Origin of the sequence: Actinoallomurus soli, assembly GCF_024055715.1 — a bacterium.
In the GTDB taxonomy this organism is placed as follows: Bacteria; Actinomycetota; Actinomycetes; order Streptosporangiales; family Streptosporangiaceae; genus Actinoallomurus; species Actinoallomurus soli.
Map to the genome: position 1 here is coordinate 405,867 of NZ_JAMXMV010000006.1, position 26,470 is coordinate 432,336.

The 26,470-nt window shown below is 71.1% G+C and carries 28 protein-coding genes; 11 read left to right on the plus strand and 17 right to left on the minus strand.

Annotated elements, in window-relative coordinates; genetic code table 11:
• Window positions 1-133: 133 nt before the first annotated feature.
• Entirely contained in the window at window positions 134-790 is a 657-nt protein-coding gene (locus NDW01_RS18535) for a response regulator transcription factor (protein ID WP_252783868.1), read from the plus strand.
• The gene (locus tag NDW01_RS18540; RefSeq protein ID WP_252822157.1) at window positions 787-1,974 is read left to right on the plus strand and encodes a sensor histidine kinase; all 1,188 of its coding nucleotides are present in this window, start codon (window positions 787-789) and stop codon (window positions 1,972-1,974) included. Before NDW01_RS18535 ends, NDW01_RS18540 begins: the two co-directional genes overlap by 4 nt.
• A 3-nt stretch (window positions 1,975-1,977) precedes the next feature.
• Here NDW01_RS18540 and NDW01_RS18545 read toward each other — a convergent pair whose 3' ends face one another.
• The 7 genes from NDW01_RS18545 to NDW01_RS18575 form a co-directional block, all read right to left on the minus strand.
• Window positions 1,978-3,309, minus strand: coding sequence for a cytochrome P450 (locus NDW01_RS18545; RefSeq protein ID WP_252822158.1), 1,332 nt, complete (start codon window positions 3,307-3,309; stop codon window positions 1,978-1,980).
• Window positions 3,299-3,904: a GTP-binding protein gene (locus NDW01_RS18550; RefSeq protein ID WP_252822160.1), complete on the minus strand. Its 606-nt coding sequence runs from the start codon at window positions 3,902-3,904 to the stop codon at window positions 3,299-3,301. Before NDW01_RS18550 ends, NDW01_RS18545 begins: the two co-directional genes overlap by 11 nt.
• The gene (locus NDW01_RS18555; RefSeq protein ID WP_252822162.1) at window positions 3,882-4,235 is read right to left on the minus strand and encodes a DUF742 domain-containing protein; all 354 of its coding nucleotides are present in this window, start codon (window positions 4,233-4,235) and stop codon (window positions 3,882-3,884) included. The genes NDW01_RS18550 and NDW01_RS18555 overlap by 23 nt, the downstream gene beginning before the upstream one ends.
• 55 nt (window positions 4,236-4,290) lie before the next feature.
• Window positions 4,291-4,704, minus strand: coding sequence for a roadblock/LC7 domain-containing protein (locus tag NDW01_RS18560; RefSeq protein WP_252822164.1), 414 nt, complete (start codon window positions 4,702-4,704; stop codon window positions 4,291-4,293).
• A complete protein-coding gene (locus NDW01_RS18565) occupies window positions 4,701-6,125 on the minus strand; it encodes an ATP-binding protein (RefSeq protein ID WP_252822166.1) in 1,425 nt (474 codons plus the stop codon). The genes NDW01_RS18560 and NDW01_RS18565 overlap by 4 nt, the downstream gene beginning before the upstream one ends.
• Before the next feature lie 197 nt (window positions 6,126-6,322).
• Window positions 6,323-7,606 (minus strand): adenylosuccinate synthase, encoded by a 1,284-nt coding sequence (locus tag NDW01_RS18570; protein ID WP_252822168.1) that lies wholly within the window; start codon window positions 7,604-7,606, stop codon window positions 6,323-6,325.
• A gap of 113 nt (window positions 7,607-7,719) precedes the next feature.
• Window positions 7,720-8,133, minus strand: a complete 414-nt coding sequence (locus tag NDW01_RS18575; protein ID WP_252822170.1) for a DUF3151 domain-containing protein — start codon at window positions 8,131-8,133, stop codon at window positions 7,720-7,722.
• A gap of 86 nt (window positions 8,134-8,219) precedes the next feature.
• Between NDW01_RS18575 and NDW01_RS18580 the strand changes: the two genes are divergently transcribed.
• A complete protein-coding gene (locus tag NDW01_RS18580) occupies window positions 8,220-9,059 on the plus strand; it encodes an aldo/keto reductase (RefSeq protein ID WP_252822172.1) in 840 nt (279 codons plus the stop codon).
• Here the strand turns inward: NDW01_RS18580 and NDW01_RS18585 are convergent.
• The 5 genes from NDW01_RS18585 to fbaA form a co-directional block, all read right to left on the minus strand.
• Window positions 9,056-9,625 carry a GNAT family N-acetyltransferase gene (locus NDW01_RS18585; protein WP_406567734.1) on the minus strand — a complete coding sequence of 190 codons (570 nt, stop codon included), beginning with the start codon at window positions 9,623-9,625 and terminating at the stop codon, window positions 9,056-9,058. The genes NDW01_RS18580 and NDW01_RS18585 overlap by 4 nt on opposite strands.
• 85 nt (window positions 9,626-9,710) lie before the next feature.
• Window positions 9,711-10,226: a DUF4232 domain-containing protein gene (locus NDW01_RS18590; RefSeq protein WP_252822176.1), complete on the minus strand. Its 516-nt coding sequence runs from the start codon at window positions 10,224-10,226 to the stop codon at window positions 9,711-9,713.
• A gap of 112 nt (window positions 10,227-10,338) precedes the next feature.
• The gene (locus NDW01_RS18595; RefSeq protein WP_252822178.1) at window positions 10,339-10,830 is read right to left on the minus strand and encodes a winged helix-turn-helix transcriptional regulator; all 492 of its coding nucleotides are present in this window, start codon (window positions 10,828-10,830) and stop codon (window positions 10,339-10,341) included.
• 70 nt (window positions 10,831-10,900) lie between these two features.
• Window positions 10,901-12,304 carry a glutamate decarboxylase gene (locus NDW01_RS18600; RefSeq protein WP_252822180.1) on the minus strand — a complete coding sequence of 468 codons (1,404 nt, stop codon included), beginning with the start codon at window positions 12,302-12,304 and terminating at the stop codon, window positions 10,901-10,903.
• Between the two features lie 169 nt (window positions 12,305-12,473).
• On the minus strand, window positions 12,474-13,496 hold the full coding sequence (gene fbaA, locus NDW01_RS18605; protein WP_252822183.1) for a class II fructose-bisphosphate aldolase: 1,023 nt from the start codon (window positions 13,494-13,496) through the stop codon (window positions 12,474-12,476).
• 101 nt (window positions 13,497-13,597) lie between these two features.
• Between fbaA and NDW01_RS18610 the strand changes: the two genes are divergently transcribed.
• Window positions 13,598-14,287 carry a DedA family protein gene (locus NDW01_RS18610; RefSeq protein ID WP_252822185.1) on the plus strand — a complete coding sequence of 230 codons (690 nt, stop codon included), beginning with the start codon at window positions 13,598-13,600 and terminating at the stop codon, window positions 14,285-14,287.
• 52 nt (window positions 14,288-14,339) lie between these two features.
• The gene (locus tag NDW01_RS18615; RefSeq protein WP_252822187.1) at window positions 14,340-14,786 is read left to right on the plus strand and encodes a hypothetical protein; all 447 of its coding nucleotides are present in this window, start codon (window positions 14,340-14,342) and stop codon (window positions 14,784-14,786) included.
• Window positions 14,787-14,926: 140 nt separating this feature from the next.
• Here NDW01_RS18615 and pyrE read toward each other — a convergent pair whose 3' ends face one another.
• Entirely contained in the window at window positions 14,927-15,463 is a 537-nt protein-coding gene (pyrE, locus tag NDW01_RS18620; protein WP_252822189.1) for an orotate phosphoribosyltransferase, read from the minus strand.
• Window positions 15,464-15,479: 16 nt separating this feature from the next.
• Here pyrE and NDW01_RS18625 point away from each other — a divergent pair, with 16 nt between their 5' ends.
• From NDW01_RS18625 to NDW01_RS18635, 3 genes are all read left to right on the plus strand, one after another.
• Complete coding sequence (locus tag NDW01_RS18625; protein WP_252822192.1) at window positions 15,480-16,127, plus strand: alpha/beta fold hydrolase; 648 nt, start codon at window positions 15,480-15,482, stop codon at window positions 16,125-16,127.
• Between the two features lie 561 nt (window positions 16,128-16,688).
• Window positions 16,689-17,858 carry an NYN domain-containing protein gene (locus NDW01_RS18630; protein ID WP_252822194.1) on the plus strand — a complete coding sequence of 390 codons (1,170 nt, stop codon included), beginning with the start codon at window positions 16,689-16,691 and terminating at the stop codon, window positions 17,856-17,858.
• 115 nt (window positions 17,859-17,973) lie between these two features.
• Window positions 17,974-18,540 carry a tetratricopeptide repeat protein gene (locus tag NDW01_RS18635; protein WP_252822196.1) on the plus strand — a complete coding sequence of 189 codons (567 nt, stop codon included), beginning with the start codon at window positions 17,974-17,976 and terminating at the stop codon, window positions 18,538-18,540.
• Between the two features lie 96 nt (window positions 18,541-18,636).
• Here NDW01_RS18635 and NDW01_RS18640 read toward each other — a convergent pair whose 3' ends face one another.
• Window positions 18,637-20,208: an alkaline phosphatase D family protein gene (locus tag NDW01_RS18640; protein WP_252822197.1), complete on the minus strand. Its 1,572-nt coding sequence runs from the start codon at window positions 20,206-20,208 to the stop codon at window positions 18,637-18,639.
• 153 nt (window positions 20,209-20,361) lie between these two features.
• Here NDW01_RS18640 and NDW01_RS18645 point away from each other — a divergent pair, with 153 nt between their 5' ends.
• Window positions 20,362-21,477 carry an esterase-like activity of phytase family protein gene (locus NDW01_RS18645; RefSeq protein ID WP_252822199.1) on the plus strand — a complete coding sequence of 372 codons (1,116 nt, stop codon included), beginning with the start codon at window positions 20,362-20,364 and terminating at the stop codon, window positions 21,475-21,477.
• Window positions 21,478-21,534: 57 nt separating this feature from the next.
• On the opposite strand, the gene NDW01_RS18650 is transcribed toward NDW01_RS18645, so the two are convergent.
• On the minus strand, window positions 21,535-22,662 hold the full coding sequence (locus tag NDW01_RS18650) for an epoxide hydrolase family protein (protein ID WP_252822201.1): 1,128 nt from the start codon (window positions 22,660-22,662) through the stop codon (window positions 21,535-21,537).
• Between the two features lie 101 nt (window positions 22,663-22,763).
• Here NDW01_RS18650 and NDW01_RS18655 point away from each other — a divergent pair, with 101 nt between their 5' ends.
• On the plus strand, window positions 22,764-23,759 hold the full coding sequence (locus NDW01_RS18655) for a helix-turn-helix transcriptional regulator (protein ID WP_252822203.1): 996 nt from the start codon (window positions 22,764-22,766) through the stop codon (window positions 23,757-23,759).
• Here the strand turns inward: NDW01_RS18655 and NDW01_RS18660 are convergent.
• On the minus strand, window positions 23,695-24,225 hold the full coding sequence (locus tag NDW01_RS18660; protein WP_252822206.1) for an MFS transporter: 531 nt from the start codon (window positions 24,223-24,225) through the stop codon (window positions 23,695-23,697). The two genes, NDW01_RS18655 and NDW01_RS18660, sit on opposite strands and share 65 nt — an antisense overlap.
• 72 nt (window positions 24,226-24,297) lie before the next feature.
• Here NDW01_RS18660 and NDW01_RS18665 point away from each other — a divergent pair, with 72 nt between their 5' ends.
• Complete coding sequence (locus NDW01_RS18665; RefSeq protein WP_252822208.1) at window positions 24,298-24,930, plus strand: SMI1/KNR4 family protein; 633 nt, start codon at window positions 24,298-24,300, stop codon at window positions 24,928-24,930.
• A 110-nt stretch (window positions 24,931-25,040) separates the two neighbouring features.
• Here NDW01_RS18665 and NDW01_RS18670 read toward each other — a convergent pair whose 3' ends face one another.
• Window positions 25,041-26,294, minus strand: a complete 1,254-nt coding sequence (locus NDW01_RS18670) for an alpha/beta hydrolase family protein (RefSeq protein ID WP_252822209.1) — start codon at window positions 26,292-26,294, stop codon at window positions 25,041-25,043.
• Window positions 26,295-26,470: the final 176 nt, after the last annotated feature.

The window sequence follows — 26,470 nt, forward strand, 5'->3', positions numbered from 1 at the left end:
CGGATCCCGGCGAGTACGGAGAGTCGAGTCCTCGGGCGATAACCCGCGCGTAACCGGTTCCGGTTACGCCGGCGTTATGCGCGATGGCGCACGCTGTGCGGGGACGTTCGTCGAATCAGGTTGGACGGGAAGCGTGCGCGTACTCATCGCCGAGGACGAGCGGATGCTCGCCGATTCGATCGCCGAGGGGCTTCGGGCGGAGGCCCTGGCCGTGGACGTGGCCTACGACGGGGACGCCGCCCTCGAACTCCTCGGCGTCAACGACTACGACGTGCTCGTACTCGACCGCGACCTGCCGGTCGTACACGGGGACGACGTCTGCCGGGCGGTCGTGGAGTCCGGGGCGCACGTGCGGGTGCTGATGCTCACCGCCGCCGTCGCCGTACGGGCGCGGGTGGAGGGCCTCGGGCTCGGCGCGGACGACTATCTGACCAAGCCGTTCGCGTTCGAGGAACTGGTGGCCCGGATCCACGCGCTCGGTCGCCGCGCGCGCCCGGCCGACCCGCCGGCGCTGGAGCGCGCCGGGATCCGGCTCGACCCCGCGCGCCGGGAGGTCTACCGGGACGGGCGCTACGTGCACCTGGCCCGCAAGGAGTTCGGCCTGCTCGCCGAACTGCTGCGCGCGGGCGGGACGGTGGTCTCGGCGGAGCGGCTGCTGGAGAAGGTCTGGGACGAGCACACCGACCCCTTCACCAACACCGTACGGGTGACGATGATGAAGCTCCGCCGCAAGCTCGGCGATCCACCGGTCGTCGAGACCGTCCCGGGAGCGGGGTACCGCATCCGATGACGGCACTCACGCGGCGGCTGCAGCCCACGATCCGTGTCCGGCTCATGCTGGTGTACGGCGGCCTGTTCCTGGTCGGCGGTCTCGTGCTGCTGGCGGTGACCTACCTGCTCGTCAAGAACAACACCCAGGGAACCCAGGCGGCGAGGGTGACCGCCGTCCAGATCGGCGCGTCCGGAACCCCCGTCAAACCGATTCCGGGTAAGTCCACCGCCCAGGTGCTCTACACGGCCGGGCAGGCGAAGGGCATGGTCCTGAAGGCACGGCAGGACTCGGCCCAGCAGGCGCTCGACTCGCTGCTCACCCAGGGCGGCATCGCCCTCGGCGTCGTAGGCGCGGCCGCGCTCGGCCTCGGCTGGTTCTTCGCCGACCGGGCGCTGCGTCCTCTGCACAGGATCACCGATACGGCCCGGCGGGTGGCGCGCAGCCGTGACCTCACCGAGCGGATCACCTACGACGGGCCGCGCGATGACGTGAAAGAGCTGGCCGACACGTTCGACACGATGCTGGAGCGGCTGGCGCGGGCCTTCGAGGCGCAGCGGAGGTTCGTCGACAACGCCTCGCACGAGCTCCGCACGCCGCTGGCCATCAACCGGACCCTCATCGACGTGGCCGTACGCCGTCCCGACGCGAGCGAGGACGTCAAGCGGCTCGGCGAGTCGCTGCTCGTCGTCGGCGACCGGCACGAGCGGCTCATCGAAGGGCTGCTCACCCTCGCGGGCAGCGAGAACATCGTCGTCGACACGTCACCGCTCGACCTCGGCGACGTGGGCGCGCACGTCCTGGACCAGGCCAAGACGGAGACGGACCACCGGGGCCTGACCGTGCACCGCGACCTCGGCCGCGCGCCGACCGAGGGCGACCCGGTCCTCGTGGAACGCCTCGTGCAGAACCTCGTCGAGAACGCGATCCGGTACAACGTCGACGGCGGCGAGGTGTGGCTGTGCACGCGGCGGACCGCGAACGGCGCCGAGGTCATCGTCGCGAACACCGGGCCGGTGGTCTCCGCCTACGAGGTGGAGACGCTGTTCGAGCCGTTCCGGCGGCTGCGGAGCGACCGGGTGCGCTCCGACCGGGGCACCGGCCTCGGCCTGTCCATCGTCCGCGCCATCGCGAGCGCCCACGGCGGCACCGTGACCGCCGTCCCGCGGGCGGGCGGCGGCCTCTCCGTCACCGTGAGGCTCTGAAGATCACTCGCCGCGCCACCAGCGGGCCAGGGCGTTGCTCCGCCGGGGACCGGCGTTGCGCAGCGCCGTCGCCAGGCCGCCGGCGAGGCCCATCTCCTGGTTGCCGGGGGTCGGACGCGGCGGAATGTGGATGGGCGAGAAGCGCACCGGCAGCGAGACCAGGGCGCGCTGGGCGAATCCGGGCCGCCACTCCAGCCGGTCCGCGGGCACGGCCAGCTCCATGTCCGGCAGGGCGTCGAGCACCTTCTCGACGGCGACCGCCGCGATCAGGCGCGCTTCCCCCTGCGCCGGGCACTTGTGCGGACCCGCGCCCCAGGCCAGGTGGGCGCGGTTGCCCGCCCGGTTCGTGGACGCGGCCGCGGGGTCGGTGTTGGCGGCCGCGAAGCCGATGACGACCGGCTGGTCCGCCGGCAGCCGTACGCCGCGCAGGTCGACGTCCTGCGCGGGGTAGCTGATCGCCCAGTTCGCCAGCGGCGGGTCGGCCCACAGGACCTCATCGAGCGCGTCCTCGACGGGCAGGCTGCCACCGGACAGATCCCCGGCGAACCGGTCGTCGGACAGCAGCAGGAACAGCGCGTTGGCGATCAGGTTCTGCTCCGGCTCGGTGACGAGGCCCACGAGCAGGATGATCTGCGCGATCAGCTCGTCGTCGGTCAGCTGGGCCGGGTGGGCGATCAGCCAGGACGTCAGGTCATGGTCCGGCCGGGCCCGCTTGAGCGCGACCAGTTCGGCCACGGCCTTCTCCGCGATCTGGTTGCTGTTCGCCGTGTCGACGTTCTCCACGATGCCCCGCATCCCCGTGACGATGCGTTTTCCGAGGTCGGGCGGGCAGCCGAGGATCTCGTTGAACACCATCAGGGGCAGGAGCAGCGCGTACTCGGCGCGCAGGTCCACCGTGCCCTTCTCGGAGAACCCCCGGATGAGCGTTTCGACGTTGCGCTCGACGGACTCGCGCAGGACGTTCGAGTCGATCCTGGACAGACTGTCGGCGATCGCCGTACGCAGCCGGGCGTGCGCGGCGCCGTCCGACAGGTTGCAGGCCGGCCGATACATCATGAACGGCAGGACCGGGCAGTCGGGCGGGACGCTCTGCTGCCAGCGGCGGGCGTCCTTCGGGAAGGTGACGGGGTCGCGCAGCACCTCGAGGGCGGCGCCGTACGAGATGACGAGGGAGGCCGGAACGCCCGGGGCCAGTTCGACGGGAGCGACCGGACCGTACCGGCGGAGCGCCTCGTAGACGCGCTGAGGGTGGGCCGCGAAGTCCGGACCGTACAGCGGCGTCCGCCCGCCGTGGGCGGGACATCCGGGCGCGGGCGCGAACGCGTCAGAACTCACGGATGCTCCCGTTCTGGACCGCGATGAGGTACTCGACGAGGGTGATCAGCGCGCGGGTCGAGGACGTCCGGTCCCGCGCGTCGCAGAAGATCAGCGGCGTCGAGGGCAGCAGGTCCAGCGCCTCGCGCAGCTCCTCCTCCGCGAAGGCCGGCGCGCCGTCGAACTGGTTGATCGCGACGGCGTACCGGAGCTTCTGCTCCTCGAGGAAGCCCATGATGTCGAAGGACTGCTCCAGCCGCCGGGTGTCCGCCAGCACGAGCGCGCCGAGTGCCCCGCGCGACAGGTCGTGCCACAGCTGGGTGAACCGGTGCTGCCCGGGCGTCCCGAACAGGTACAGCACGAGTTCCTCGCTCAGCGTCAGCCGGCCGAAGTCCATCGCGACGGTGGTCGTCTCCTTGCCGGGTACGCCCGCGAGATCGTCGATCAGGGCGCCGGCCTGCGTCATCCGTTCCTCGGTGCGCAGCGGGCGGATCTCCGACAGCGTGCCGACCAGCGTGGTCTTGCCGACGGCGAAGTGCCCGACGATCAGCAGCTTGACCGAGGTCCGTACGGTGTCGCGTACGTAAGTGCCGTCAGAGACGAGCGCGGAGTCCATCGAGCACCTCCTGGAGAAGCCGGGTCGAGGTCTCGCCGTCGTCCGTACCGCCGACCCGGGTCACGATGTGGCCGCTGTCCACCAGGTCGGACAGCAGGACCTTGGTGACGCTGATGGGGAGCGAGAGATGACCGGCGACCTCGGCCACCGAGAGGGCGCCGCCCCGGCACAGCTCCAGGACCCGGCGCTTCTCCGGGTTGAGGCCGTTCAGGTCCGAGCGCGCGGCCATGACGAGCGTGACGAGGTCGAAGATGTTGCGGGTCGGGCGGGCGCGCCCGCCCGTCACCACGTGCGGCCGTACGAGCGCCCGCTCCCGCCTGGCCGCGCTCACGCGTCCTCCTTCGTCGGAGGAGTGACCGGAGGCGCTGTGCTCATGGCTCGCTCGCTCACGCGGTGACTCCCGGGACCTGTCTCGGCGGAGCGGTCAGCTCCTTGCCCAGGCGCTGGACGAGTTCCTGCAGGCGGAAGGAGATCGCCTCCATGTCGACCCGCTCCGTCGTCGAGACCGCGAGGTACGCGCCGGGACCGGCGGCGACGAGGAAGACGTATCCGTCGTCGAACTCGGTCACGGTCTGCCGCCAGGTGGTACGCGAGTCCCCGCAGAACTCCGCCGACGTGCGGGCCAGCGACTGCAGCCCGGACATCCCGGCCGCGTGGCGTTCGGCGTCGTCACGGCTGATGCGCTTGGAGTACGCCATCAGCAGGCCGTCCGCGGACAGCAGGATGGCGTGCCGGGTCTCCGGCATTTTCAGGGCATCGTCGAGCATCCAGCCGAGCTTGTTGTTCGCGTCCTGCGTCATTCGGCGATATTCCCTTCGGAGTCCGGAGAACCAGTGGCGCGGCCGGCTCGGGTACCGCGCTGCCAGGCGCCCATCCCGGCGGCGATCTCACGCGGCGGGCGGGTGGAGGGCGGCGGCTCGATCGAGGGTGCGGGCTGCTCGCCCGTGTCGGTGACGCGCCGGCGCTTCGGCAGGCCGTTCGCGGTGACCGCGCGCTGCTCCCGCGCCGGCGACGGCACCTGGCCGGACATGCCCGGCGCAGCGGGCATCGCCGGTGCGCTCGGCGCGGGCGGTGCGGTCGGGACGACGGGCGGGGCCGGGAGGGTCGGCGCGCTCGGCGCGGTGGGCAGGGCCGGTGCGGGGCGCTCGGCGCGTACGGGCCGCGGCTCCGTCCACACCGGCTGCTCGGCGCGTCGCGGCTGCGGCTCGCTCCGTGCGGGGGCCGGCTCGGTGTCGAGGTGGGTCAGCAGTTCGCCGGGGAGGAACAGCACGGCGCGCACACCGCCGTACGGCGAGCTGCTGTCGACCGACACCCGGAAGCCGTACCGCGCGGCCAGCACACCGACGACGGCGAAGCCGACCTGCGGCGGGTCGCCGAGCCGGTTGATGTCCACGGAATCCCGCCCGGACAGCAGCCGCTCGGCCCGCTGGATCTCCTCCGCGTCCATGGCGACGCCGGCGTCGTCGATCACGATGGCGACGCCGTTGTGCGCCTGCCGGAAGTTGACCTCGACGGTGGTGTTCGGCTGGGAGTGGCGGGCGGCGTTGTCCAGGAGTTCGGCGACCGCCAGCACGACCGGCTCGACCACGCGGCTGATGACGGCGATGTTCGACTGCGGCTGGACGTCGATGCGCAGGTAGTCGCGGATCCGGGAGGTCGCGCCGCGTACGACGTCGACCAGCGCCGCCGCGGACCTCTGCTGCCCCGGCCACGACCCGCAGAGCACGGCGGTGGCCTGGGCGCGCCGGCCGAGCTGGGCGTTCATGTGGTCGATTCTCATGAGGCCTTCGAGGACGTCCGGGTCGTCGTGGCGCTCCTGCATGGTGGAGATGGCCAGCTGCTGCTCATTGGCGAGGCTCTGCACGGCGCGCATCATGGCCTTCAGGGTGACCTTGGCGGACTGGTCCGCCCGCTCCTTCGCGCGTTCGGCGTAGTCCGTGAACATACTCAGGATCGCCCGAATGCCCTGCTCGGCGCTGGTTCCCGCGAAACTCGGATTGCGCGGGCCGGGCACCGCCACCGGTTTGCCGTAAAGGGACTCCACGAGCGCCGGGGTACGGACGGCGACGAGGTGGCGCAGCTCCTCGTCGCGGACGCGCGCCGTCTCCTCCAGCGTGCCGGCGCGGCGGCGCAGCCGGGAGGAGATCTGCCGCTCCCGTACGAGCAGCACCACGGCGACCAGGAGCCCGGCCGTCAGGCACACGAAGGCGACCGCCGACATGTATCGCTCCTCAGATCCTCGAGGTGGAAAGGGGGGAGGCGAGTGCTCCACATTTCGGGTCAGTACTCATTAAGTCGCAAAGACTACAGCCCGTGATCTTCGCGTACCAGGGCAATACGAAAAAAGACCAGCCCGTTAAAGGTCTGGTCCCGTACGACTTGACGGCCCTGAATGGTCAGGGCCGTCACGTCGGCAAGTCAGATCAGGGAGTGGAGCTGAAGTGTCTGGTCACGGCCGGGACCGACGCCGATGGCGCTGATCTGGGCTCCTGACATCTCCTCCAGCGCCCGGACGTAGTCCTGCGCCTTCTTGGGCAGGTCCTCGAACGTCTTGCACTCGGAGATGTCCTCCTGCCAGCCGTCCAGCTCCTCGTAGATCGGCTTGGCGTGGTGGAACCCGGTCTGCGTCATCGGGAGCTCGTCGCAGCGCTCGCCGTCGATGTCGTAGGCCACGCAGACCGGGATCTTGTCCAGGCCCGACAGCACGTCGAGCTTGGTGAGGAAGTAGTCGGTCACGCCGTTGACGCGCGTGGCGTACCGGGCGATCACCGCGTCGAACCAGCCGCAGCGGCGGTTGCGGCCCGTCGTCACGCCGTACTCGCCGCCGGTCGTGCGCAGCCAGTCGCCCGTCTCGTCGAGCAGCTCGGTGGGGAACGGCCCGGAGCCGACGCGGGTGGTGTACGCCTTCAGGATGCCGATCACCTTGGTGATGCGGGTCGGGCCGACGCCCGAGCCCGCGCACGCCCCGCCCGAGGTCGGGCTGGAGGAGGTCACGAAGGGGTACGTGCCGTGGTCGACGTCGAGGAGCGTGCCCTGGGCGCCCTCCAGGAGGACCAGCTTGTCCTCGTCGAGCGCCTTGTTGATCACGAGTGCGGTGTCGGCGATGTGCGGGCGCAGCCGCTCGCCGTACGCGATGTACTCCTCGATGATCGGGTTGAGCTCGATGGCGCGCCGGTTGTACACCTTGGCGAGGATCTGGTTCTTGTCGCGCAGCGCGAGCTCGAGCTTCTGGCGCAGGATGCCGGGGTCGAGCAGGTCCTGCACCCGGATGCCCATCCGGGCGATCTTGTCGCCGTACGCCGGCCCGATGCCACGACCGGTGGTGCCGATCTGGGCCTTGCCGAGGTACCGCTCGCTCACCTTGTCGAGGGCCTTGTGGTGCGGCATGATCAAGTGGGCGTTCGCCGAGATCAGCAGCCGGTCGCAGCTCACCCCGCGCGCCTGCAGCCCGTCGATCTCCTCCAGCAGCACCCCCGGGTCGATGACCACGCCGTTCCCGATCACGGGGACGACGTCCGGGGAGAGCACCCCTGACGGGAGCAGATGGAGGGCGTAGGACTGGTCGCCGATGACGACGGTGTGCCCCGCGTTGTTACCGCCCTGGTATCGGACGACATAGTCGACGTCGCCGCCGAGAATATCGGTGGCCTTGCCCTTGCCTTCGTCGCCCCACTGGGCGCCGACGAGCACGATGGCCGGCATAGGAGCTCTCTCCCCTGGCATCGACGAAGCCCCTGGCGCAAGCAGCAGCGACAGGGGCTCTTGCGATCAGAGGGTACCCGCCGGATGACCGCGAGGAAAACGGTAGGTGCCGGTCAGGAGGCCAGAACCTCGACCGCCGTGGGGCTGGAGTCCCGCAGGAAGGTCCGGCAGCGCTCCGCCTCGTCGTCCTCGCCGATCGCCGCGGCGGCCCTGGCGAGCGCGTGCAGGGCGCGCAGGAACCCGCGGTTCGGCGCGTGCTCCCAGGGGACCGGGCCGTGGCCCTTCCACCCCGCGCGGCGGAGCGCGTCGAGTCCGCGGTGGTAGCCGGTACGCGCGTAGGCGTACGACTCGATCACGTCGCCCTTCCCGAAGGCGCGGTCGGCGAGCTCGGCCCAGCCGGCCGGGTACGCCGGGAAGCGGGCGACGACCTCGAAGGGGTCGACCCCGGCCTCCAGGGACTGTCGGGCTTCGTCGTTGTCCGGCAGCTCGGTCGGGGCCGGCCCGCCGAGAAGGTTCTGGTGCTCCATGGGGTCATCCTGCCCTTTTCGACGGCGTTCTCCTATTCCACAGGGTGGGAAACTTCGTCGATATTGCTGCTGGGTACGGTTGCGGCATGACCGAAACCACGTTCACCATCGGTGGGGACCTGACCGTAAATCGCCTGGGGTACGGCGCCATGCGCATCACCGGGCCCGGCATCTGGGGTCCTCCGGCCGACCGGGACGAGGCGCTCCGGGTGCTGCGGCGCGCCGTCGAGCTCGGCGTGGACTTCATCGACACCGCCGACTCCTACGGCCCGTACGTCTCGGAGGAGCTGATCCACGAGGCACTGCACCCGTACGACGGTGTGAAGATCGCCACGAAGGCCGGTTTCGTCCGGACGGGCCCGAACGAATGGCATCCGGTCGGCCGGCCGAAGTACCTCCGCCAGCAGGTGCTGATGAGCCTGCGCCGGCTCGGCCTGGAGCGGCTGGACCTGCTCCAGTTGCACCGCATCGACCCGGAGGTCCCCCTCGCCGACCAGCTCGGCGAGCTGCGCGACCTGCAGCAGGAGGGGAAGATCCGGCACATCGGGCTGTCCGAGGTCGGTGTCGAGGAGATCGAGCGGGCCCGGGAGATCGTTCCGATCGTCACCGTGCAGAACCTCTACAACCTGACCAACCGCCGGTCCGAGGACGTCCTGGACTACTGCGAGCGGGAGGGCATCGGGTTCATCCCGTGGTTCCCGCTGGCCGTCGGCGAACTCGCCAAACCGGGCGGGCACCTCGACCAGATCGCCAAGGAGCTGAACGCCACGCCGTCGCAGGTGGCGCTGGCGTGGCTGCTCCGGCGCTCGCCGGTGATGCTGCCGATCCCCGGCACCGGCTCCGTGGAGCATCTCGAGGAGAACATGGGTGCCGCGAACCTCACCCTGACCGACGACCAGTTGGCCGCGCTGTCCGAGCTGTCCTAGCCGTCCTGAAGCGTGATCCGGTAGATCAGCGCGCCGTCCTCGCCGTGGGCGGCGGCCGCGTGCGGCCAGAGGCCGCCGATCGCCGCCCGTGCGGCGTGGTTGTCCACCAGGACGTCGGCGCGTAGCTCGCCGATCCCGCGGGCGCGGGCCAGCCGGGTCAGGCCGGTGACCAGCCGCCGGCCGACGCCCCGGCGCTGCCAGGGGTCCGCGACCATGACCGCGAGGTCCGCGAGCCCCGGCAGGGTCGCGTCGCGCGTGTACTCGGCGATCCCGGCGATCTCGGTGCCCGCGACGGCGACGAGCGCGTCGCGGTCCCAGTGGTCCACCCGGCTCAGCGTCTCCGCGTAGAACGCCGGAATCCGCGGCGTCCCCGCGAAGAACCTGCGGTACAGGCTGAGCGTCGAGAGCCGCATGCCGAGCACCCCCTCCCGGTCGCCGTCCTCGTACGGCCGCACCCCGACGACCGGCATGGAGCCCTCGTCCGGCCGCGCGCCGGCGACCGGAAGGGCGCCGCCGGCAAGGCGCAGGGGTGCTGAACGGGGAATGAGTTTCGTCACGAAACCCATTGCATCATCGGTGAGTTTCATGAAGCAACCCTGTGCTCCGGAAAAGGGCCGGAGGCGCGATGCCGCCTCCGGCCCGCGTGGTCGGTCAGTGGTGCAGGTGACCGAGGTCGAGGACGGCGCCCTTCCCGGGGGCCGTCCCGATGAGGGTGTGCCACGAGGCCGCGGTGTTCCCGCCGTGCGACGGGAGGGCGAACAGCAGCGAGTCCGGAGTGATCGGCTTGTCCGACACGACCGTCCAGTGCAGGTCGAGGTGCCCCGTCCTGCCGTGCTTGAGGACGATCGACTCCTTGCCGGAGCCCGTCGCGTGATGAACCGTCGTACGGACCTTCTGGGCACCGCCCTCCGGGCCGCTCTTCAGGAAGGTCACGCCGGTCAGGCCGTTGCGCAGAACGCAGGTCTTGCCGCGGTTCTTGAAGTTCAGCGTCGCGTACCGCTGGCCCGCCCCGGCGTCGACGTGGCCGAGCTTCACGGTGAGGTTCGCGGCCTTGCAGACGGGTGTGGTGGCGGCGAGGGCAGGCGCGGCCACCGCGATCGAACCGCCCGCGGCGACGACGCCCGCGACGACCGCGGTCCGGATCCGGCGACGGGTCTTGTCTCGCATCGATGCTCCCCGAATTTCGGCGGCCACCCTCTTTCGGGCGCCCGCAATGTCCTGTCAGGGGATGAGATGACGGTCTGATGCGAATCGTTCGCCGATCTCGGGAAGAAAATGATCAAACAGCCGCTTCTCCGGCCTGCTGGACGATCCGGTCCGTCGGCCGGGCACCCGGACCGGGCCGCGGCTCGACGTCGGTGGGGCCCATCGCCGCGCCGCACTCCGAGCAGGTCAGGGCGGGCGTCAGCCGTCCCGTGCAGCCGCGGTGGGTGAGGACGACCGGAGAGCCGTCCTCGGCGTAGTACTGGTCGCCCCACAGCAGCAGGGACATCATCGCCGGCCAGAGCCCCACACCCTTGCGGGTCAGCCGGTACTCGTAGCGATCGGGCCGCTCCTGGTAGCGGTGGCGCCGGAGGATGCCCTCGTCGCACAGGCGGCTCAGCCGGTCCGTCAGGACGTTGCGCGCCACGCCCAGGTCGGCCTGGAAGTCGTCGAACCGGCGGACGCCCTCGAACGCGTCACGGATGATCAGCAGGGTCCAGCGTTCACCGACGATCTCGAGTGCCCGGGCGATGGAGCAGTTCTGGTCGTCGTACGTGCGGTGGAGCACGCCTCCAGCGTAAGTCGCCGGGTTTCGTCAAGCAACGCGAGGACGACCGGCCCCGCCGGGGCGGAGGCCGTCAGTGGTGGAAACTGGGGGCGTCCTCGGGGCCGAACATCGGTCCCGGCTGTCTGCGGAGCCACGGCAGGAGGTTCCGCAGGTCCTCGACCAGGCGGTCGGCCAGATCGAAGGAGAACCCGTTGCGGCACACGATCCGCAGCACCGCGAGGTCCTGTCGGTTAGCCGGGAAGGTGTAGGCTGGCACGAGCCAGCCCGACTCCCGCAGCCGTCGTGACACGTCGAAGACGTCGAACTCGGTCACGTCGTCGGCGACGGTGAAGGCGAACACCGGAAGCCGGTCGCCGCGGGTCAGGAGCCGGAAACAGCCCATCGCCTCGATCTGCTCGGCCAGATACGTCGCCACGTCGCGGCTGTGCTGCTGGACGGCGCGAAAGCCCTCGAAACCGAGCCGCAGGAAGTTGTAGTACTGCGCGACGACCTGCGCACCGGGCCGGGAGAAGTTGAGCGCGAACGTCGGCATGTCGCCGCCCAGGTAGTTGACGCGCTCCACCAGCTCCTCGGGCAGCGCCTCCTGGTCCCGCCACAGCGCCCAGCCGACGCCCGGGTACACCAGCCCGTACTTGTGGCCGGACGTGTTGATGGAGGCGACGCGCGGAAGCCGGAAGTCCCACACGAGCTCCGGGTCCAGGAACGGGGCGATCATGCCACCGGACGCACCGTCCACGTGGACGGGCACGTTCACGCCCGTACGCTCCTCCAGCGTGTCGAGCGCGGCGCAGATCTCGGCCACCGGTTCGTAGCTGCCGTCCATCGTCGAACCCAGGATGGCGACGACACCGATCGTGTTCTCGTCGCACATCTCCACGGCCTGTTCCGCCTCCAGGTGGAACCGGTCGCCCTCCATCGGGACCAGGCGCGCCTCCACCTCCCAGAAGTTGCAGAACTTCTCCCAGCACACCTGGACGTTGGCGCCCATGACGAGGTTCGGCCGGGCGCCCGAGGCGTACCGCTCGGCGTTGCGGTGCATCCAGCGGCGCTTGAGCGCCATGCCGGCCAGCATGCACGCCTCGCTGGATCCGGTGGTGGAGCATCCGATCGCGGCGTCGGGGGCCGGCGCGTTCCACAGGTCGGCGAGGATCGCGACGCAGCGCCGCTCCAGCTCCGCCGTCCGCGGGTACTCGTCCTTGTCGACGATGTTCTTGTCGATGGTGTCGGCCATGAGGGCCGCCGCCTCCGGCTCCATCCACGTGCTCACGAAGGTGGCCAGGTTCAGGCGGGAGTTGCCGTCCAGGATCAGGTCGTCGTGGATGAGCCGGTACGCGGTCACCGGTGGCATCGGGCCGTCCGGCAGCCGGTTGCGTGGCAGGACCGTATCGACACCGGAGACGGGATCCGCCTCGCCGAGCAGGGGGTGGACACGCACCGGCCGTTGCCCGTCCCCGTCGGCATTGTGCAGCGTCACGCCTTCTCCCCTCGACGGACTTGTCGGGGGAGGAAGTGTCGCAGACGGTAGATCAGCGGAAAGTAAGCGCGCGGCCGCGGCGGCGAGTCCGGCGACGCCCTTCCGGCCTCCGAACGGACGGGGACGGCGGCCTTCGCCGGCCGTCCCCGCTCGTTCGCTCCGGGGATCCTTACTTGATCTTGGTGCCCTGGGAGAGGAGGTGCTCGCAGGCCTCGACGACGCGCGCGGCCATGCCCGCCTCGGCGGCCTTGCCGTACGCACGCGGGTCGTAGGCCTTCTTGTTGCCGACCTCGCCGTCGACCTTCAGGACGCCGTCGTAGTTCTTGAACATGTGGTCGGCGACCGGCCGGGTGAAGGCGTACTGCGTGTCGGTGTCGATGTTCATCTTCACCACGCCGTACGACACCGCCTCCCGGATCTCCTCCAGCGTGGAGCCGGAGCCGCCGTGGAAGACCAGGTCGAAGGGCTTCTCCTTGCCATACCGCTCGCCGACGACCTCCTGGATCTCCTTCAGGACCTCCGGCCGCAGCTTCACGTGACCCGGCTTGTAGACGCCGTGCACGTTGCCGAACGTCGCGGCGAGAAGGTAGCGGCCCTTCTCGCCGAGACCCACGGCCTCGACCGTGGCCAGGGCGTCGCCCGGCGTGGTGTAGAGCTTTTCGTTGATCTCGCCGACGACGCCGTCCTCCTCGCCGCCGACGACACCGATCTCCATCTCCATGATCACGCGGGCCTTCGCGCACTCCTCGATGAGCTCGGCCGCGATCTGGAGGTTCTCCTCGAGCGGAACGGCCGAGCCGTCCCACATGTGCGACTGGAACAGCGGCTCCTCACCGCGGGCCACCCGCTCCTGCGAGATCTTGATCAGCGGCTTCATGAAGCCGTCGAGCTTGTTCTTCGGGCAGTGGTCGGTGTGCAGCGCGATCTGGACCGGGTACTTCTCGGCGACCACGCGCGCGTACTCCGCGAGCGCCGTGGCACCCGTCACCATGTCCTTCACGGTGGTGCCGGAGAGGAACTCCGCGCCGCCGGTCGAGACCTGGATGATCCCGTCGCTCTCCGCCTCGGCGAACCCGCGCAGGGCGGCGTTCAGCGTCTGGCTCGAGGTGACGTTGATCGCGGGGTAGGCGAAGCCCTGACGCTTTGCCCGATCGAGCATCTCCGCGTATACCTCAGGGGTTGCGATGGGCATGGCTCTTCCTTCCTTGGGCATGGCTCCCGGCCGGATCGACTCCAGTATCTCGAAATTCACGTGCGGCCCGGACAGGGCACGCCTACCGGTACGCTCAGGCCGTGGCACTCGCCGTGAACATCCTGGATCCCAAGTCCGTCATCGCGACGTTCGGGCTTGTCGGCATCCTCGCCGTAATCTTCGCCGAGACCGGCCTGCTCATCGGGTTCTTCCTGCCCGGTGACACGCTGCTGGTGACCGCGGGCGTCTTCACCACGACGGCCGCCGCCCACCACGCCGGCATCTCGCCCCTTCCGCTCCCGGTGCTCCTGATCGGCGCGCCGATCTGCGCGATCGCGGGGGCACAGGTCGGGCACTTCCTCGGCGCGAGATATGGCCGGAAGCTGTTCGACCGACCCGACTCGCGGCTCTTCCGGCAGGACCACGTCGAGAAGGCCGAGCACTACTTCAACAAGTTCGGCCCGGCCAAGGCCGTCGTGCTCGCCCGCTTCGCCCCGGTCGTACGCACCTTCCTCAACCCGCTCGCCGGGATGCTGGAGATGTCCGCGGGCCGCTTCTTCGTCTTCAACGTCATCGGCGGCGTCGTCTGGACGGAGGCGATCATCCTGCTCGGCCGGTTCCTCGGCGACCGGGTCAAGGGGATCGACAAGTACATCCTCCCCGTCGTGGCCGTGGCCGTGATCCTCTCGGTCATCCCGGTGATCCGCGAGATCATCAGAGGTCCCAAGAAGCCCGGCCAGAACGGCGACGGGCGAAAGACGGCGATGCCATCTGGCCGTCACCGTCGCTGACGGTCCCGGATATCGCTAACCTCCCCCTGTGGGACGTCACCGATCAGACCCCATGGGTCTCGCGCGCATAGCCATCGCGGTCCTCGCCGTCACCTTGGCGCTGGGTCTCGTGATAGTCGGCGGCGTGTCGCTCTGGGGGGCGCTCTCCAAGGACGCGTCCAAGACGGCGTCCTCCACGCCCGAGCCGTCCTCCAGCGCCGCCGCCCCCACCGACGCGGGCAAGTCGAAGCGGAGCGCGCCGAGCGCCCAGTCCGGCAACGAGATCGACGTTCAGTGCCTGGCGTCCCAGTGCCAGATCTATGTCGCCGGTCCGAGCGCCACCGACGTCATCGCTCACGGCGCGCTGAGCCGCGGCGAGCGCCGGCGATACACCGGCACCCGGCTGATCCTGCAGGTCGACGACGCGAGCACGGTCAGCGTCGTCGTCAACGGGCAGCAGCAGCCGAAGGGCCGCCGCGGCCAGCAGCGCACCTACCACGCGCCGGCCAGACAGCAGTAGGGGCGCCCGCCCGGCGCCTCGTGGCACGCTCCAGCCGGATCCCACGACGCCCGAAATCCGGGTACCCCGGTCGGCCGGGGCGGTGACCGCCGCGCCCATCGCCGTCGAGGCCGCTCGCCCCGTGGCCGGCGAGGCCGGCGTCAGCCGAGCCCGAGGTCGTCCAGGGTGAAGACCGAGCGGTACTCCAGCCCCGTCTCGGCGATGCGCGGCCCCGCGCCGCGCTCGACGATGGTGGCCACGCCGACGACCTCGGCGCCGGCCTCGCGCAGCGCCTCGACCGCGGTCAGGACCGAGTTGCCGGTCGTGGAGGTGTCCTCCACGGCGAGCACCCGCCGTCCGGCGACGTCGGGCCCTTCGACGCGCCGCTGCAGCCCGTGCGCCTTGCCCGCCTTGCGGACCACGAACGCGTCCAGCCGCCGGCCGCGCGCGGCGGCGGCGTGCAGCATCGCGGTGGCCACCGGATCGGCGCCGAGCGTCAGCCCGCCGACCGCCTCGTAGCCGAGGTCCTCGGTGAGGTCGAGCATCGCCCGCCCGACGAGCGGCGCGGCGCGCCCGTCGAGGGTCACGCGGCGCAGGTCGACGTAGAAGTCGGCCTCCTGGCCGGACGACAGGACCACCCTGCCGTGGACCACGGCCTTGCTCTTGATCTCGGCCAGGAGATCGTCACGATCCGTCATAGGCAAGACTCTATCCATGGAACCCGGCACCATCGTTCTGCTGCACAGCCCGCTGACCACCGCGTCCGCCTGGGGCGCCCTGGCGGAGGACCTCGGACCGTACGACGTCGTGGTGCCGGAGATCACCGACGATGACCGCCCGCCGTACGCGGGCCGTTACGTCGCCCGCGCGGCGCTGGAGATCACCAGGGCGGGCGTGCGGCCGCCCGTCGTCCTGGTCGGCCACGGCGGCGCCGGCCCGCTCCTGCCGCCGGTCGGCGCCGCCCAGCGCGCGGCGCACCGCCTGGTCGGCGGGTACGTCTTCGTCGACGCGGAGCTCCCACCGCCCGCGGGGTCGAGCCGCCTGGACCAGGCGGAGGCGTTCGGACCGGAGCTCGCGGCGGCGTTGAAGAACGGCGGGCGCCTCCCCGACGAGGAACCGCCCGCCGGGGTGACCCCGCGCCCCCGCGACGAGGAGTTCTTCGCGGAGCCGCTGCCGATGCCGCAGGACTGGCCCGACGCGCCGTGCGGATACCTGCGCACCTCCGAGGCGTACGAGCGGCAGGCCGCGCAGGCGAGGCTGCGCGGCTGGACGGTCGCCGCGAGCCCCGGCGGGCACTTCGCCGCCGTCACCGATCCCGAGGCGACCGCCCGCGCCCTCACCGAGCTGATCGCGGCCCTCTGATCCTGCGGCGGAGGGTCCTCTGCCGCCGGCCGCGGGGAGGTGTCCTCCGCGTCGGCCTCTGAGGGACGCAAAGGTTCCTCGCGGGCCGCCGGGGGGTGCCCTCCGCGTCGGCCTCGGAAGAGGGCGGCGAAGGATCCTCCGTGCAGGCCGCCGAAGCGCCGCGACACGCGGAGCGAGCGCGCCCGAAAGTGCTGTCCGCAAGGGGTGATCACTGTGTCCGTCGGGGGAGAGACGCACGGTGTTCCCCCTGCCTGAAGCGGGTGGTACCGTCGCCCATCGGACGCCCGGGTCCGATGGTCTTTCCAAGTCAGCCATGTCGCGGCAGCGCCCGTCATACAGTGGCGAGCGACCGAGTCAACGCCGACACGCGGAAGGAGCACGGCCGCCCGGGTTCGGGAAGCCACATTTCCCCCATAATCTGCAGGAGCGGCCAATCGCTGGATCGGCCGACGCCGACGACGGACTTCACTACGCTGTAGTGCCCGAGGTCGCTCGCCGGCTCGAAAGCTCACCCGTGGGTCTCTGAAATAGGGTCTCGTGCCGAGAAAGGGGCGGTGTCGCGTGGATCGCTGTGCGCTGTTCGTAGATGCCGGCTATCTGCTGGCCGACGGCGCGATGGCGGTGCACGGAACCCGCCGTCGCGAATCCGTTTCGTGGGACTTCGCGGGCCTGCTGCAGCTCCTCGGCAACCTCGCCCGAGAGCGCACCGGCCTGCCCCTGCTGCGCTGCTACTGGTACGAGGCGACGGTCGAGGGCCGCCGCACGCCGGAGCACGACGCGCTGGCCGACCTCCCGGGCATCAAGCTCCGGCTGTCCCGCATCCGCCCGGGCCGCCGCGAGGGCGTCGACACCGAGATCCACCGTGACCTGATGACGCTCGCCCGCAACGGCGGGGTGGCCGACGCCGTCATCGTCAGCGGCGACGAGGACCTCGCCCAGGTGATCGCCGACGCGCAGGACCTCGGCGTCCGGGTCACGGTCGTCCACGTGGCCGTCGACGGCAACTGGACGATCTCCCGGGTGCTCCGGCAGGAGTGCGACGACCTCATCGAGATCGGCTCCGGTCACCTCCGGCCGTACGTCAACCTGGTGGCCGGTGTGGACACCTCGTCCTCGCCGCTGGCCAACGGCGCGTCGTCGAACGGCTCGGGCGGCGCCCTGACCCCGCTCCGGCCGTCCCCGCAGCACGGCGCCGCGCCGCCGAGCACGCCGATCACCGCGTCGCCGTCGCTCGGTTCCTCCACGAGCAGCAGCACCTCGTCGAGCCTGGGGCGCCACTCCAGCCCCGGCCAGCCGAGCACGCCCACGCCGCCGCTGCGCTCGGCGCCCACGCACTCGGCCCCGACGCCGTCGACGCCCTCGGTGCCGACGGCCGGCTCCCCGGCGACCGGCAACAACAGCGGCCCGCAGTACCCCCAGCAGCCGGTCGGCCCGTACACCGGCCCGCAGCAGATCACCCCGACGCCGGTGCAGCAGTCCACCCCGACCCTGGCCGACGCCGTGAAGGCGGCGCACAAGGAGGGCCAGGAATTCGGCGAGTCGGTGGCCCGCGACGCGCCCGCCCTGTGGCTGGAGGCGGTGCTGGCGCGCAAGCCGCGGATGCCCTCGGACCTGGAGGCGCGACTGCTGCAGGGCTCGTCCCTGCCGATCGACTTCCTGCTGCACGACGAAGTGCGCCACGCGTTGCGACGCGGCTTCTGGGACGCGCTGGAACGCTCGCGGCGCAGCTGAGCACGGTAACGTTCTGTACCGGCCGGGCCGGCCCGGCCCGGTTCTGGTCGAACGATCATCCCAATTGACCAGATTCGCAGCAGGTACGCCGGGTAGCGTCTAGAAGGTGACGCATGTGACCGAAGACGACCTCGATGACCTCGAGTTCGAGACTCTCCGCACCGGTGATCACGCCGCTGCGGCGACACGGTTCATCCAACTGGCCGATACGGTCTCAGGCGGCGTCTCCCGCGCCGGTCTGTTGCTGCGTGCCGGTGAACAGTGGCAGCACGCCGGGGACCACGAGAAGGCCGCGGAGGCGTATCGCGGCGCGCTCGAGGACGGCGGAGAGACCTACGGCGACCCGCGCATCTACCTCGCCGGTGCTCTCTTCGAGCTCCAGCGCACCGACGAGGCCCGGGCACTGATCGACCAGGTGCGCGCCGACAACCCGAAGGACCCGGAGGTCTTCCGCGCCGTCGCCGAACTGCTGCACGAGCAGGGCGACCTGGTCGGCGCGCACGACTGGTCCACCGAGGGCGCGGACATCGCCCGGTCGACCGACCCGGACGCCCTGGAGGGGCTGCTGCGGATCCGCTACCGCTGCCGGCTCGACCTCGGCCGCCCGGAGGACGAGTACGACGCGCTGCTCGACGACCTGCTGAAGAAGACCGACGAGGCGCCCGACGAGCAGTTCCGCTGACCTCGGTTCACCACGGTCCGCCGACCCCGGCTCACCTCGGCCCATGGCTGCTCCGGCTCACGCCTGACGCCGGCGCGCCGGGGGTCCGGCTTCGGCTCACGTCAGCCGGGCCCGGCCGAGCTCGCGGAGGCGGTCCTCGGCGTCGGCGGAGTCCCAGCGGACGGAGGCCGCGCGCCCGTCGACCCGCACGGTCGCCAGCGCGTTGTCGAACCACGGCCCGTCGGTCAGCCGCCAGCGCAGCGGCGGCGTCCGTACCCCGGCGAGCCGCGCCAGCGCCCGTACGGGCAGGTCGCCGAGGCGGCGGCAGGCCGCCTTGTTGACCATCCTGAACCGGCCCACGAGCGGGTTGCGCAGCGGCGAGCACACGACCTGGGAGATCGGCGTCCGGGTGCCCCGCACTCTGGCGAGGTAGGAGAAGTGGACGTCGCCGGAGACGAGCGTGATGCTCGCGGGCGGCTGCGGCCCGTTCGCGACGTCGAGCAGGGTGTTCGCCACCGCACGGAACGACCGCTGGAACGCCGCCCAGTGCTCCAGGTCGGCGCCCTGCCGGAGCCGCTCACCGAGACCCGCCGCCCACCGGCCCCACGCGCCGCCCGCGACCGCCTCGTTCCACGCCTCGATGTCGTGGATCGCGGTCGGCAGCAGGAACGGCAGGGACGTCACGACGATGAGATGGTCGACGTCCGCGCGGCACTGCTCGTCGAGCCAGGCGTGCTCCGCGTCGTCGAGCATGGCCCGCTCGCCGTCGCGCAGCACCCGCCCGCACCGGCTGTCCACCACCACGACCCTCGTCCGTCCGTGGTCGTGGACGTAACTCCACCGGACTCCCGCCGGCTCCCGGTCGGCGCGTTCGGCGAACTCGTCCACGAGCGGGCCCGCGTCGCCGTCGGCGGCGAGGACCTGCCGATAGAGAGGATCGGCGGCGCGCTCCGCCGGGGACAGGTTGCCCAGGTGCTGGTAGACCCAGTACGCGCCGAGCCCGCCGGTGATCCGCTTCCGCCACCAGGGCCGGTCGTGCATATGCCGCCGCCAGGTCTCGGAGGTGTTCCAGTCGTCGCGGATGTCGTGATCGTCGAAGATCATCGAGCTGGGCACCGTGGCCAGCAGCCACCGTACGAGGGGGTCCTCACCCCAGGCGAGCCGGTACAGCTCCGCGTACTCCTCGAAGTCCGCGATCTCGCCGTACGGCGGCTGCTCGATGTCGCGGCGCGCGGCGATGAACCTCCGGATCTCCGGCCCCGTCTCGTCGGCGTACACCTGGTCGCCGATGAGCAGCAGCTCGTCGGGCGGCTCCTCGCCCGCCATGAGCCGCCGTGCGTAGACCGCCAGCAGGTCGAAGCCGTGCGACTCCACCGAGGCGGGCGCGACCCGGCACGATCCGACCGCGAACCGCCGCGCCTCATCGGCCGTACGGGTGCGGATGCGGCCGGGCGGGTCTCCGGCCTCCGGCCACGCCCGCTCGCCGTCGAGCAGTACGTCGTATGGGGCGTCCGAGCCGGGCTGGAGACCCTCGACGTCCACGAGCGCGTAGTGGTGCCCGTGGACGGTGAAGGTCCGAGCGGTGGCATCGAGGACGCGGACCTCGCACGGCCGGTCGGTCTCCACCCACACCGTCGCCGTACGGAGACCGACGTGCCGCAGCATCGGCCCGAGCACAATTCGTGTCATGACTGTACGGACTATCGCGACTCGGCCGCCACGTCCACCAGGGGGCGGCGTCCCACGGCGGTAAGCGGTCGGCCGGACGCCGTTCATCCCGATGTGATCAACTATGCGGCGTACCAGTGAAGTGATCTTCTGTTACCCGAGGGAAAGCTCCCCATGATGCAACGCGTCACCCGTCGTGCCGCTCGCCGTATCGCCACGGTGGTCGCTCCCGTCGCGGTCGTCGGAACCCTGGCGGCCCCCGGAGCCGCGTACGCCGCCACGCCGGCCCCTGCGGCCCGTACGACCGCCACCTGCCCTCCCGCGGCCACGGCGGTCGGCTACAGCGACGCACTGAACAAGGCCGTGTTCGACGGGATCGAGGTCGGCGGACTGTCGGCCATCGCCTACGACCGGCGCACCCGCGGGTACGTGACCGTGGAGGACCACAGCGGCACCCAGCCCGCCCGGCTCTTCTTCTTCCGCGACACCAGCGCGCCCAAGGTCACCGGCATCCTCGGGCTCACCAAGCCGGACGGCACCCCCTACGACGGGAACAACTTCGACGGCGAGGGCGTCGCCGTCCTCCCGAACGGGAACTTCCTGGTCAGCTCGGAGACCGAGCCGTCGGTCCGCGTCTTCGACCGCAAGGGCCGGGAACGCGGCTCGCTCGAGGTCCCGGCGCGCTTCCAGGTCGCCCCGGCCGGTGAGGCGACCGTCAACGCCACCCTCGAGGGGCTCAGCATCTCCCCGGACGGACGTCACGTGTACGCCGCGATGGAGGGCACGCTCAGCGGGGACGCGCCGGCCACCGGCGAGGCCGTCTGGCGGCGCATCCTGGTGTACCGCGCCCACGGCGACGGCTACCGGCTCACCCGCCAGATCGGCTACCGCGTCGACCCCGGCGACCGCATCGCCGACGTCGCCGCGTACGGTGACGGCCGACTGCTGGTCCTCGAAGCGGCCTACGACGCGGCCAAGGGCAACACCATCCGGCTGTACGCCGTGCGCGACGCCGACCGGGCGACGGACGTGAGCAAGGTCGCGAACCTCTCCACCGCGCCGTCCCGCGCCATCGTGCGCAAGGAGCTCGTCTCCGACCTGGTCCACTGCCCGACGCTGGGCGCCACCAGCCCCGAGCCGCAGACCAACCCCCTGCTGGACAACTACGAGGGCCTCCAGGTCGACACCTCCGCCGGCCTCCGCAGGGCCCGGATCCACCTCATCAGCGACGACAACTTCTCCGCCGGCCAGGTGACGCGAGTCCTGACCCTCACCGCCCGCCTGCCCTGACCCACCACCGAAGCGCCGCCGAACCGGGCGGCGCTTCGGTCTCCCCCATGGAGGGGGTCAACGGAGCCTGCCGAAGTACTCCCTGATGTCCGCCGCGAGGACGTCGGGGAGTTCCATGGCGACGAAGTGGTTGCTCGGGGGACGGTTCTCGCCCCAGTGGACGATGTCGTTGTCGCGTTCGGCCAGGCGCCGGATCCCGGGCGGCCCGCTGTAGACGCCTGTGGGAACCGCGGACTGGCCCTTCGGCCAGACGAACCGCGCGCTGTCGTACATGAACCATGAGGACGACCCCGAGGTCCCCGTCAGCCAGTACAAGGTCACGTTGGTCAGCAGCAGGTCACGGTCGATGGCGTCCTCCGGCACGGCCACCGTGTAGGCGAACTCCTTGAACTTCTGCGTCAGCCACGCCAGCAGGGCGACCGGCGAGTCCTGCCACCCGTAGGCGAAGGTCTGCGGGGCGGCGCGCAGCAGCGCGTGATGGTCCACGCCGCCGGCCCACTCGGCCATCTGCCGGAAGATCTCCCGTTCCGCCTCGCTCATCACCGGCAGGTCGTCCTCGGTGGGGACTCCGAGACCGCTGTCGATGTGCACGCCGACGACGTGCTCGGGATCGACCGCCCCCAGTGCCGGGGTGACGTACGCGCCGAGGTCGCCGCCCTGCGCGCCGTACCGGGAGTAACCGAGACGGGCCATCAGCGCCGCCCAGAGCCGGGCGACCCGCGTGACGTCCCAGCCCGTCTCCCGCGGCGCCGCCGAGAACCCGAAGCCGGGGAGCGAGGGCACGACGACGTGGAACGCCTGGCCCGGGTCGCCGCCGTACGCCCCGGGATCGGTCAGCGGGCCGATCAGGTCGACGAACTCGACGAACGAGTTCGGCCAGCCGTGCGTGAGGATCAGCGGGAGCGCGTCCGGGTGCGGTGAGCGTACGTGCAGGAAGTGCACGTCCTGACCGTCGATCGTGGTCATGAACTGCGGGAAGCCGTTCAGTCTCGCCTCATGGGCGCGCCAGTCGTAGCCGTCGCGCCAGTAGGCGGCGAGGTCCTTCAGGTAGGCCACCGGAACTCCACGGCTCCACCCCTCGCCCGGCAGTTGCGCGGGCCAGCGGGTACGGGTCAGGCGCTCGCGCAGGTCGTCCAGGTCGGCCTGCGGCACCTCGATGCGGAACGGCCGGATCTCTTCGCCCATCACGTCTCCTCCGTGGTCGGGTCCGTACGGCGGGGTGCCCGCCGTCGACTTCCACCGACGCTAGACCGCATGTAGGTCGGAATCTGTCCTAGACTCCGGCCGTGACCGCGGCCCGCCTCCTGACGTTGCTGTCCCTGCTGCAGACTCCGCGCGAGTGGCCGGGCAGCGAGCTCGCCGAGCGCATGGGCGTCAGCCCGCGTACGGTCCGGCGCGACGTCGAGCGGCTGCGCGACCTCGGCTATCCGGTCGAGGCCACGATGGGCCCGGCGGGCGGATACCGCCTCGTCGCGGGTACGGCCATGCCACCGTTGCTCGTCGACGACGAGGAGGCGGTGGCCATCGCGGTCGCCCTCAGCACCGCCGCCGCGCATCCCGTCGGTGGCATGGCGGAGGCGTCACTGCGGGCTCTGACCAAACTGGAACAGGTGCTGCCGTCGCGCCTCCGGCACCGCGTGGGCGCACTCAACGCCGCCACCGTCGCGCTGCTGGACGAGGCCGGTCCGAGCATCGACCCGGACGACCTCACGACCGTCGCCGTCGCCGCGGCGAGCCACCGGCGGCTGCGGTTCGCCTACCGGTCCCGCGAGGACCGTGCCCGCGAGAACCGTGCCCGCGAGGATCCCGACGCCGACGCCGACGCCGACCGCCTCGTGGAGCCGTACCGGCTGGTCGCCGCCGGGCGCCGCTGGTACCTCGTCGCGTACGACCTCGGCCGTGAGGACTGGCGCATCTTCCGCATGGACCGGGTCCGGCGACCGCGGCCGACGGGCGTGCCGAACACCCCGCGCCGGCCGCCCGAGGAGGACGCGGCCGCCTACGTCACCCGCAAGCTGCACTCGGTGGTCCCGACCTACCGGGCCCTGGTGACCCTCCACCTGCCGGCCGACGACGCGCCGGCGTCCCGGCTTGGTGCGGTCGAACCGGTCGACGCGCGCACCTGCCGCCTGCGCACCCACGCCGACACGCTCGACTGGCTCGCGCTGCGACTCGCGATGCTCGGCTGCGAGTTCACCGTGCACGAACCGCCGGAACTCATCGAGTACCTGCGATCCCTCGGCGCCCGCGTCCTCCGCGCCACCGGCGACCCGGCGACGTGACGCCGGTCGACGGCCGACCTCGACCGGGCGGTCCGCCGGAGGGACCAGGGGACAGGCGGCGGGCGGGCCAGAGATACGCCGCGGCGGTGAGCATGCCCGCTGTGACGATCATCAGCAGGAGCCGGTAGTCCACGACGGAGACCAGGGCGGCGCCGGCGGCGATGGAGACCGTCTGCGGTCCGGTGACCAGCGTTTCGGCCGCGGTGGAGACCCGGCCGATCAGCGGCCCGGGCGTACGCCGCTGGATGACGGTGGTGAATCCGACGACCGTCGTCGCCTGACCCACGCCGGTGATCACCAGGCCGATGAGGATGACGGGCAGCGACGGGAGGGCGTACAGGCCGTTCCCGAGCCCGACCGCCGCCAGGCCGATCGCGATCGCGGTGAGCTCGCCGACCCTCGCGATGAGCCGGGCGACCCGGAGCCCACCGGCGATGGCGCCGAGTCCCTGCGCCGAGGTGAGCACGCCGACGAACGCGGGCGGCCGGTGCTGGAAAGTCCCGCTAGGGTCAGCAGGCCATCCTGGAAAGGAACGATTGTGTCCGTGCATCCCGCTGTCCAAGCGCTTCTTCAGATCATGCCCGCCGATCACGGGGTGGACGAGCAACTGAATTGGCCGGCGGTCGAGGAGACGTTGGGCGTCCGGCTGCCGAGCGACTACAAGTCGTTCATGGCCACCTACGGCGGTGGGAGCATCGGTGAAGACGGGATGTCCATCTTGCTCCCGCTCCCGGTCGAGTATCCGCAATGGGATCCGGACAGCATCGGCGGCTATACGCCGACTTTGCGCTACATCTGGGAGGACGCGGGCGGGGTACCGGGAGTATCACTGGGATCGGACGCCGTCTTGGCCTGGGGGATTCACACTAACGCCAATGACCTCGGCTGGCTGATGTCCGGCCCGGACCCCGATACATGGCCGGTGGTCGCATTCAGGCGGCACGGCGACCCGTATTGGGCGATGTTCGACTGCGGCATGGTCGACTTCATCAGAAGGCTGATGACGGCCGAGTTCGACGAGTGCCCCCTCAGCGACCTTTCACTTTGGGGCCGCCCATCACCGTTCGTCCACTGGCGCGAACAGCAACGCCGGTGGCTTCAAGGGCTGGACCCGATGACCGGGGAACCTGATCCGATCATCCAGGACTTCCTTAGCCGGCCCAGCCCTTAACCTGATCCACCACTGCGGCAGGCTGGACGCTCGCGCACACCTCCCGCCCACTGAGTCGACGCCGTCGCGATCGCGAACTCCTGCTCGACGTTCCGGCGGGGCGCGTGGGCTCAGCGCATGAACTCGACCTCCGGGTAGGACGGCGAGGGACCATCGAGGATGGGGGCGCTCCGGTGGGCGAGGAAATGCTCGAAGAACGCGGCGGTGTACGCGCGTACCACGATCGGGGCACGGTGGTCGTCGATGTCGCCGAAGTCCAGGCGCCATGCCTCGGCGGGCAGCTGCTGGTCCAGGCCCCACGCGCGGGCGTTGATGGCGAGGTCGGTGAAGCGGTAATGGCCCGAGCCGTCCAGGCGGAGCCAATGGTGCCAGCCGTGTAGCCGCGGCAGGAATACGCTCCAGGTGGGATCCTGATCGGCGCCGTCACCGGGTGCGTGCCAGCCGCTGCCGAACACGAGGAACGGGCGGCGCAGGCCGGTCTCCTGGACCGGACCGATCACCAATCCGTCCAGGTCGACACCGGCGCGGATGCGCTTGTCCTCATGCAGGGCCTCAGCGGTGGTCGAGCCGCCCAGGGAGTGGCCGAACATTCCGACCCGGTGCAGGTCCAGGGCGTCTGCCAGGCCGGTGGGCAGCGGGCGGCGCTCGGCGTCCGGATTTGCCATGTGGGAGATCCGGGAGAGTTGGTCGAGTACGAAGGTCGTGTCGCGGACGCGCACGGCCTGCAGCCGATTCCAGAGGCGATCGTTCTCCTCGTCCGAGCCCCTGGCGCACTGTGCGGCGTCGCCCGTGACGAGTCGGCCGTCGGGGAACTCCACCTCGGCCGCTTCGTGCGTACTGGCCATCGCGGCGACGACGAAGCCGCGACTGGCCAGCTCTTCGTCGATGAACGTCGTGTCGGTTCGGTCCGAGCACCAGCCGGGATAGAACAGGACCACCGGGTGCCGGGTTCCCGCGACCGGGGCGTCGACGTGGCTGTGGGTGGTCGCGGCGGTGATCGCACCCGGCGGTAGATGATGATCGGCCTCGAGCTGGGCGGCCTCCTTGGGCGGCATGTACGGGGCCACCGGGCGGCCCGCGGTGTCCCGTGCGGGATACCACAGTTGCACCATCAGCTCCCGCGGTCGTTTCCCGTCGCCCAGGGGGTCGGTGCGCGAGGCGTCGACGAGATGAAGCGAGGCCGTGCCGACCTGGTGCGGGCCTGTCGGTGGCGGAAGGTACAACGGCGCGGTCGCTTCCTGACGGGAGACCGCTCTGCCATGGAGGCGGGCGGCCTCCGCCGGCGCGGCCCCTGCCGGTGCCGCCGTTGTCAGCGTGGCCACCGCGAGCGCGGCGAGAGTCTTTCGTTTGTGGTCGACGAGCATCGGCACCTCGGGTTCTGGGTGGTGAGCACGAGCCCGGTCTCGGCCGGACTGATGAGGGCGACGCTAGATCGGATTTCTGCACCGGGCGTCCCACCGCGGGCCCGACCTTTCACCGCGGCGCGGTACGTGGGTGCCATCGAGGTGGGCTCGCCGGCCGTCCGCGGCCTGGTCAGGAG

Coding starts and splice junctions, on each gene's coding strand:
- NDW01_RS18540 (WP_252822157.1), top strand. CDS start 787: ATGACGGCACTCACGCGGCGGCTGCAGCCCACGATCCGTGTCCGGCTC.
- NDW01_RS18550 (WP_252822160.1), bottom strand. CDS start 3,904: ATGGACTCCGCGCTCGTCTCTGACGGCACTTACGTACGCGACACCGTA.
- NDW01_RS18560 (WP_252822164.1), bottom strand. CDS start 4,704: ATGACGCAGGACGCGAACAACAAGCTCGGCTGGATGCTCGACGATGCC.
- NDW01_RS18565 (WP_252822166.1), bottom strand. CDS start 6,125: ATGTCGGCGGTCGCCTTCGTGTGCCTGACGGCCGGGCTCCTGGTCGCC.
- NDW01_RS18570 (WP_252822168.1), bottom strand. CDS start 7,606: ATGCCGGCCATCGTGCTCGTCGGCGCCCAGTGGGGCGACGAAGGCAAG.
- NDW01_RS18575 (WP_252822170.1), bottom strand. CDS start 8,133: ATGGAGCACCAGAACCTTCTCGGCGGGCCGGCCCCGACCGAGCTGCCG.
- NDW01_RS18580 (WP_252822172.1), top strand. CDS start 8,220: ATGACCGAAACCACGTTCACCATCGGTGGGGACCTGACCGTAAATCGC.
- NDW01_RS18585 (WP_406567734.1), bottom strand. CDS start 9,625: ATGGGTTTCGTGACGAAACTCATTCCCCGTTCAGCACCCCTGCGCCTT.
- NDW01_RS18590 (WP_252822176.1), bottom strand. CDS start 10,226: ATGCGAGACAAGACCCGTCGCCGGATCCGGACCGCGGTCGTCGCGGGC.
- fbaA (WP_252822183.1), bottom strand. CDS start 13,496: ATGCCCATCGCAACCCCTGAGGTATACGCGGAGATGCTCGATCGGGCA.
- NDW01_RS18615 (WP_252822187.1), top strand. CDS start 14,340: ATGGGTCTCGCGCGCATAGCCATCGCGGTCCTCGCCGTCACCTTGGCG.
- pyrE (WP_252822189.1), bottom strand. CDS start 15,463: ATGACGGATCGTGACGATCTCCTGGCCGAGATCAAGAGCAAGGCCGTG.
- NDW01_RS18625 (WP_252822192.1), top strand. CDS start 15,480: ATGGAACCCGGCACCATCGTTCTGCTGCACAGCCCGCTGACCACCGCG.
- NDW01_RS18640 (WP_252822197.1), bottom strand. CDS start 20,208: ATGACACGAATTGTGCTCGGGCCGATGCTGCGGCACGTCGGTCTCCGT.
- NDW01_RS18645 (WP_252822199.1), top strand. CDS start 20,362: ATGATGCAACGCGTCACCCGTCGTGCCGCTCGCCGTATCGCCACGGTG.
- NDW01_RS18650 (WP_252822201.1), bottom strand. CDS start 22,662: ATGGGCGAAGAGATCCGGCCGTTCCGCATCGAGGTGCCGCAGGCCGAC.
- NDW01_RS18670 (WP_252822209.1), bottom strand. CDS start 26,294: ATGCTCGTCGACCACAAACGAAAGACTCTCGCCGCGCTCGCGGTGGCC.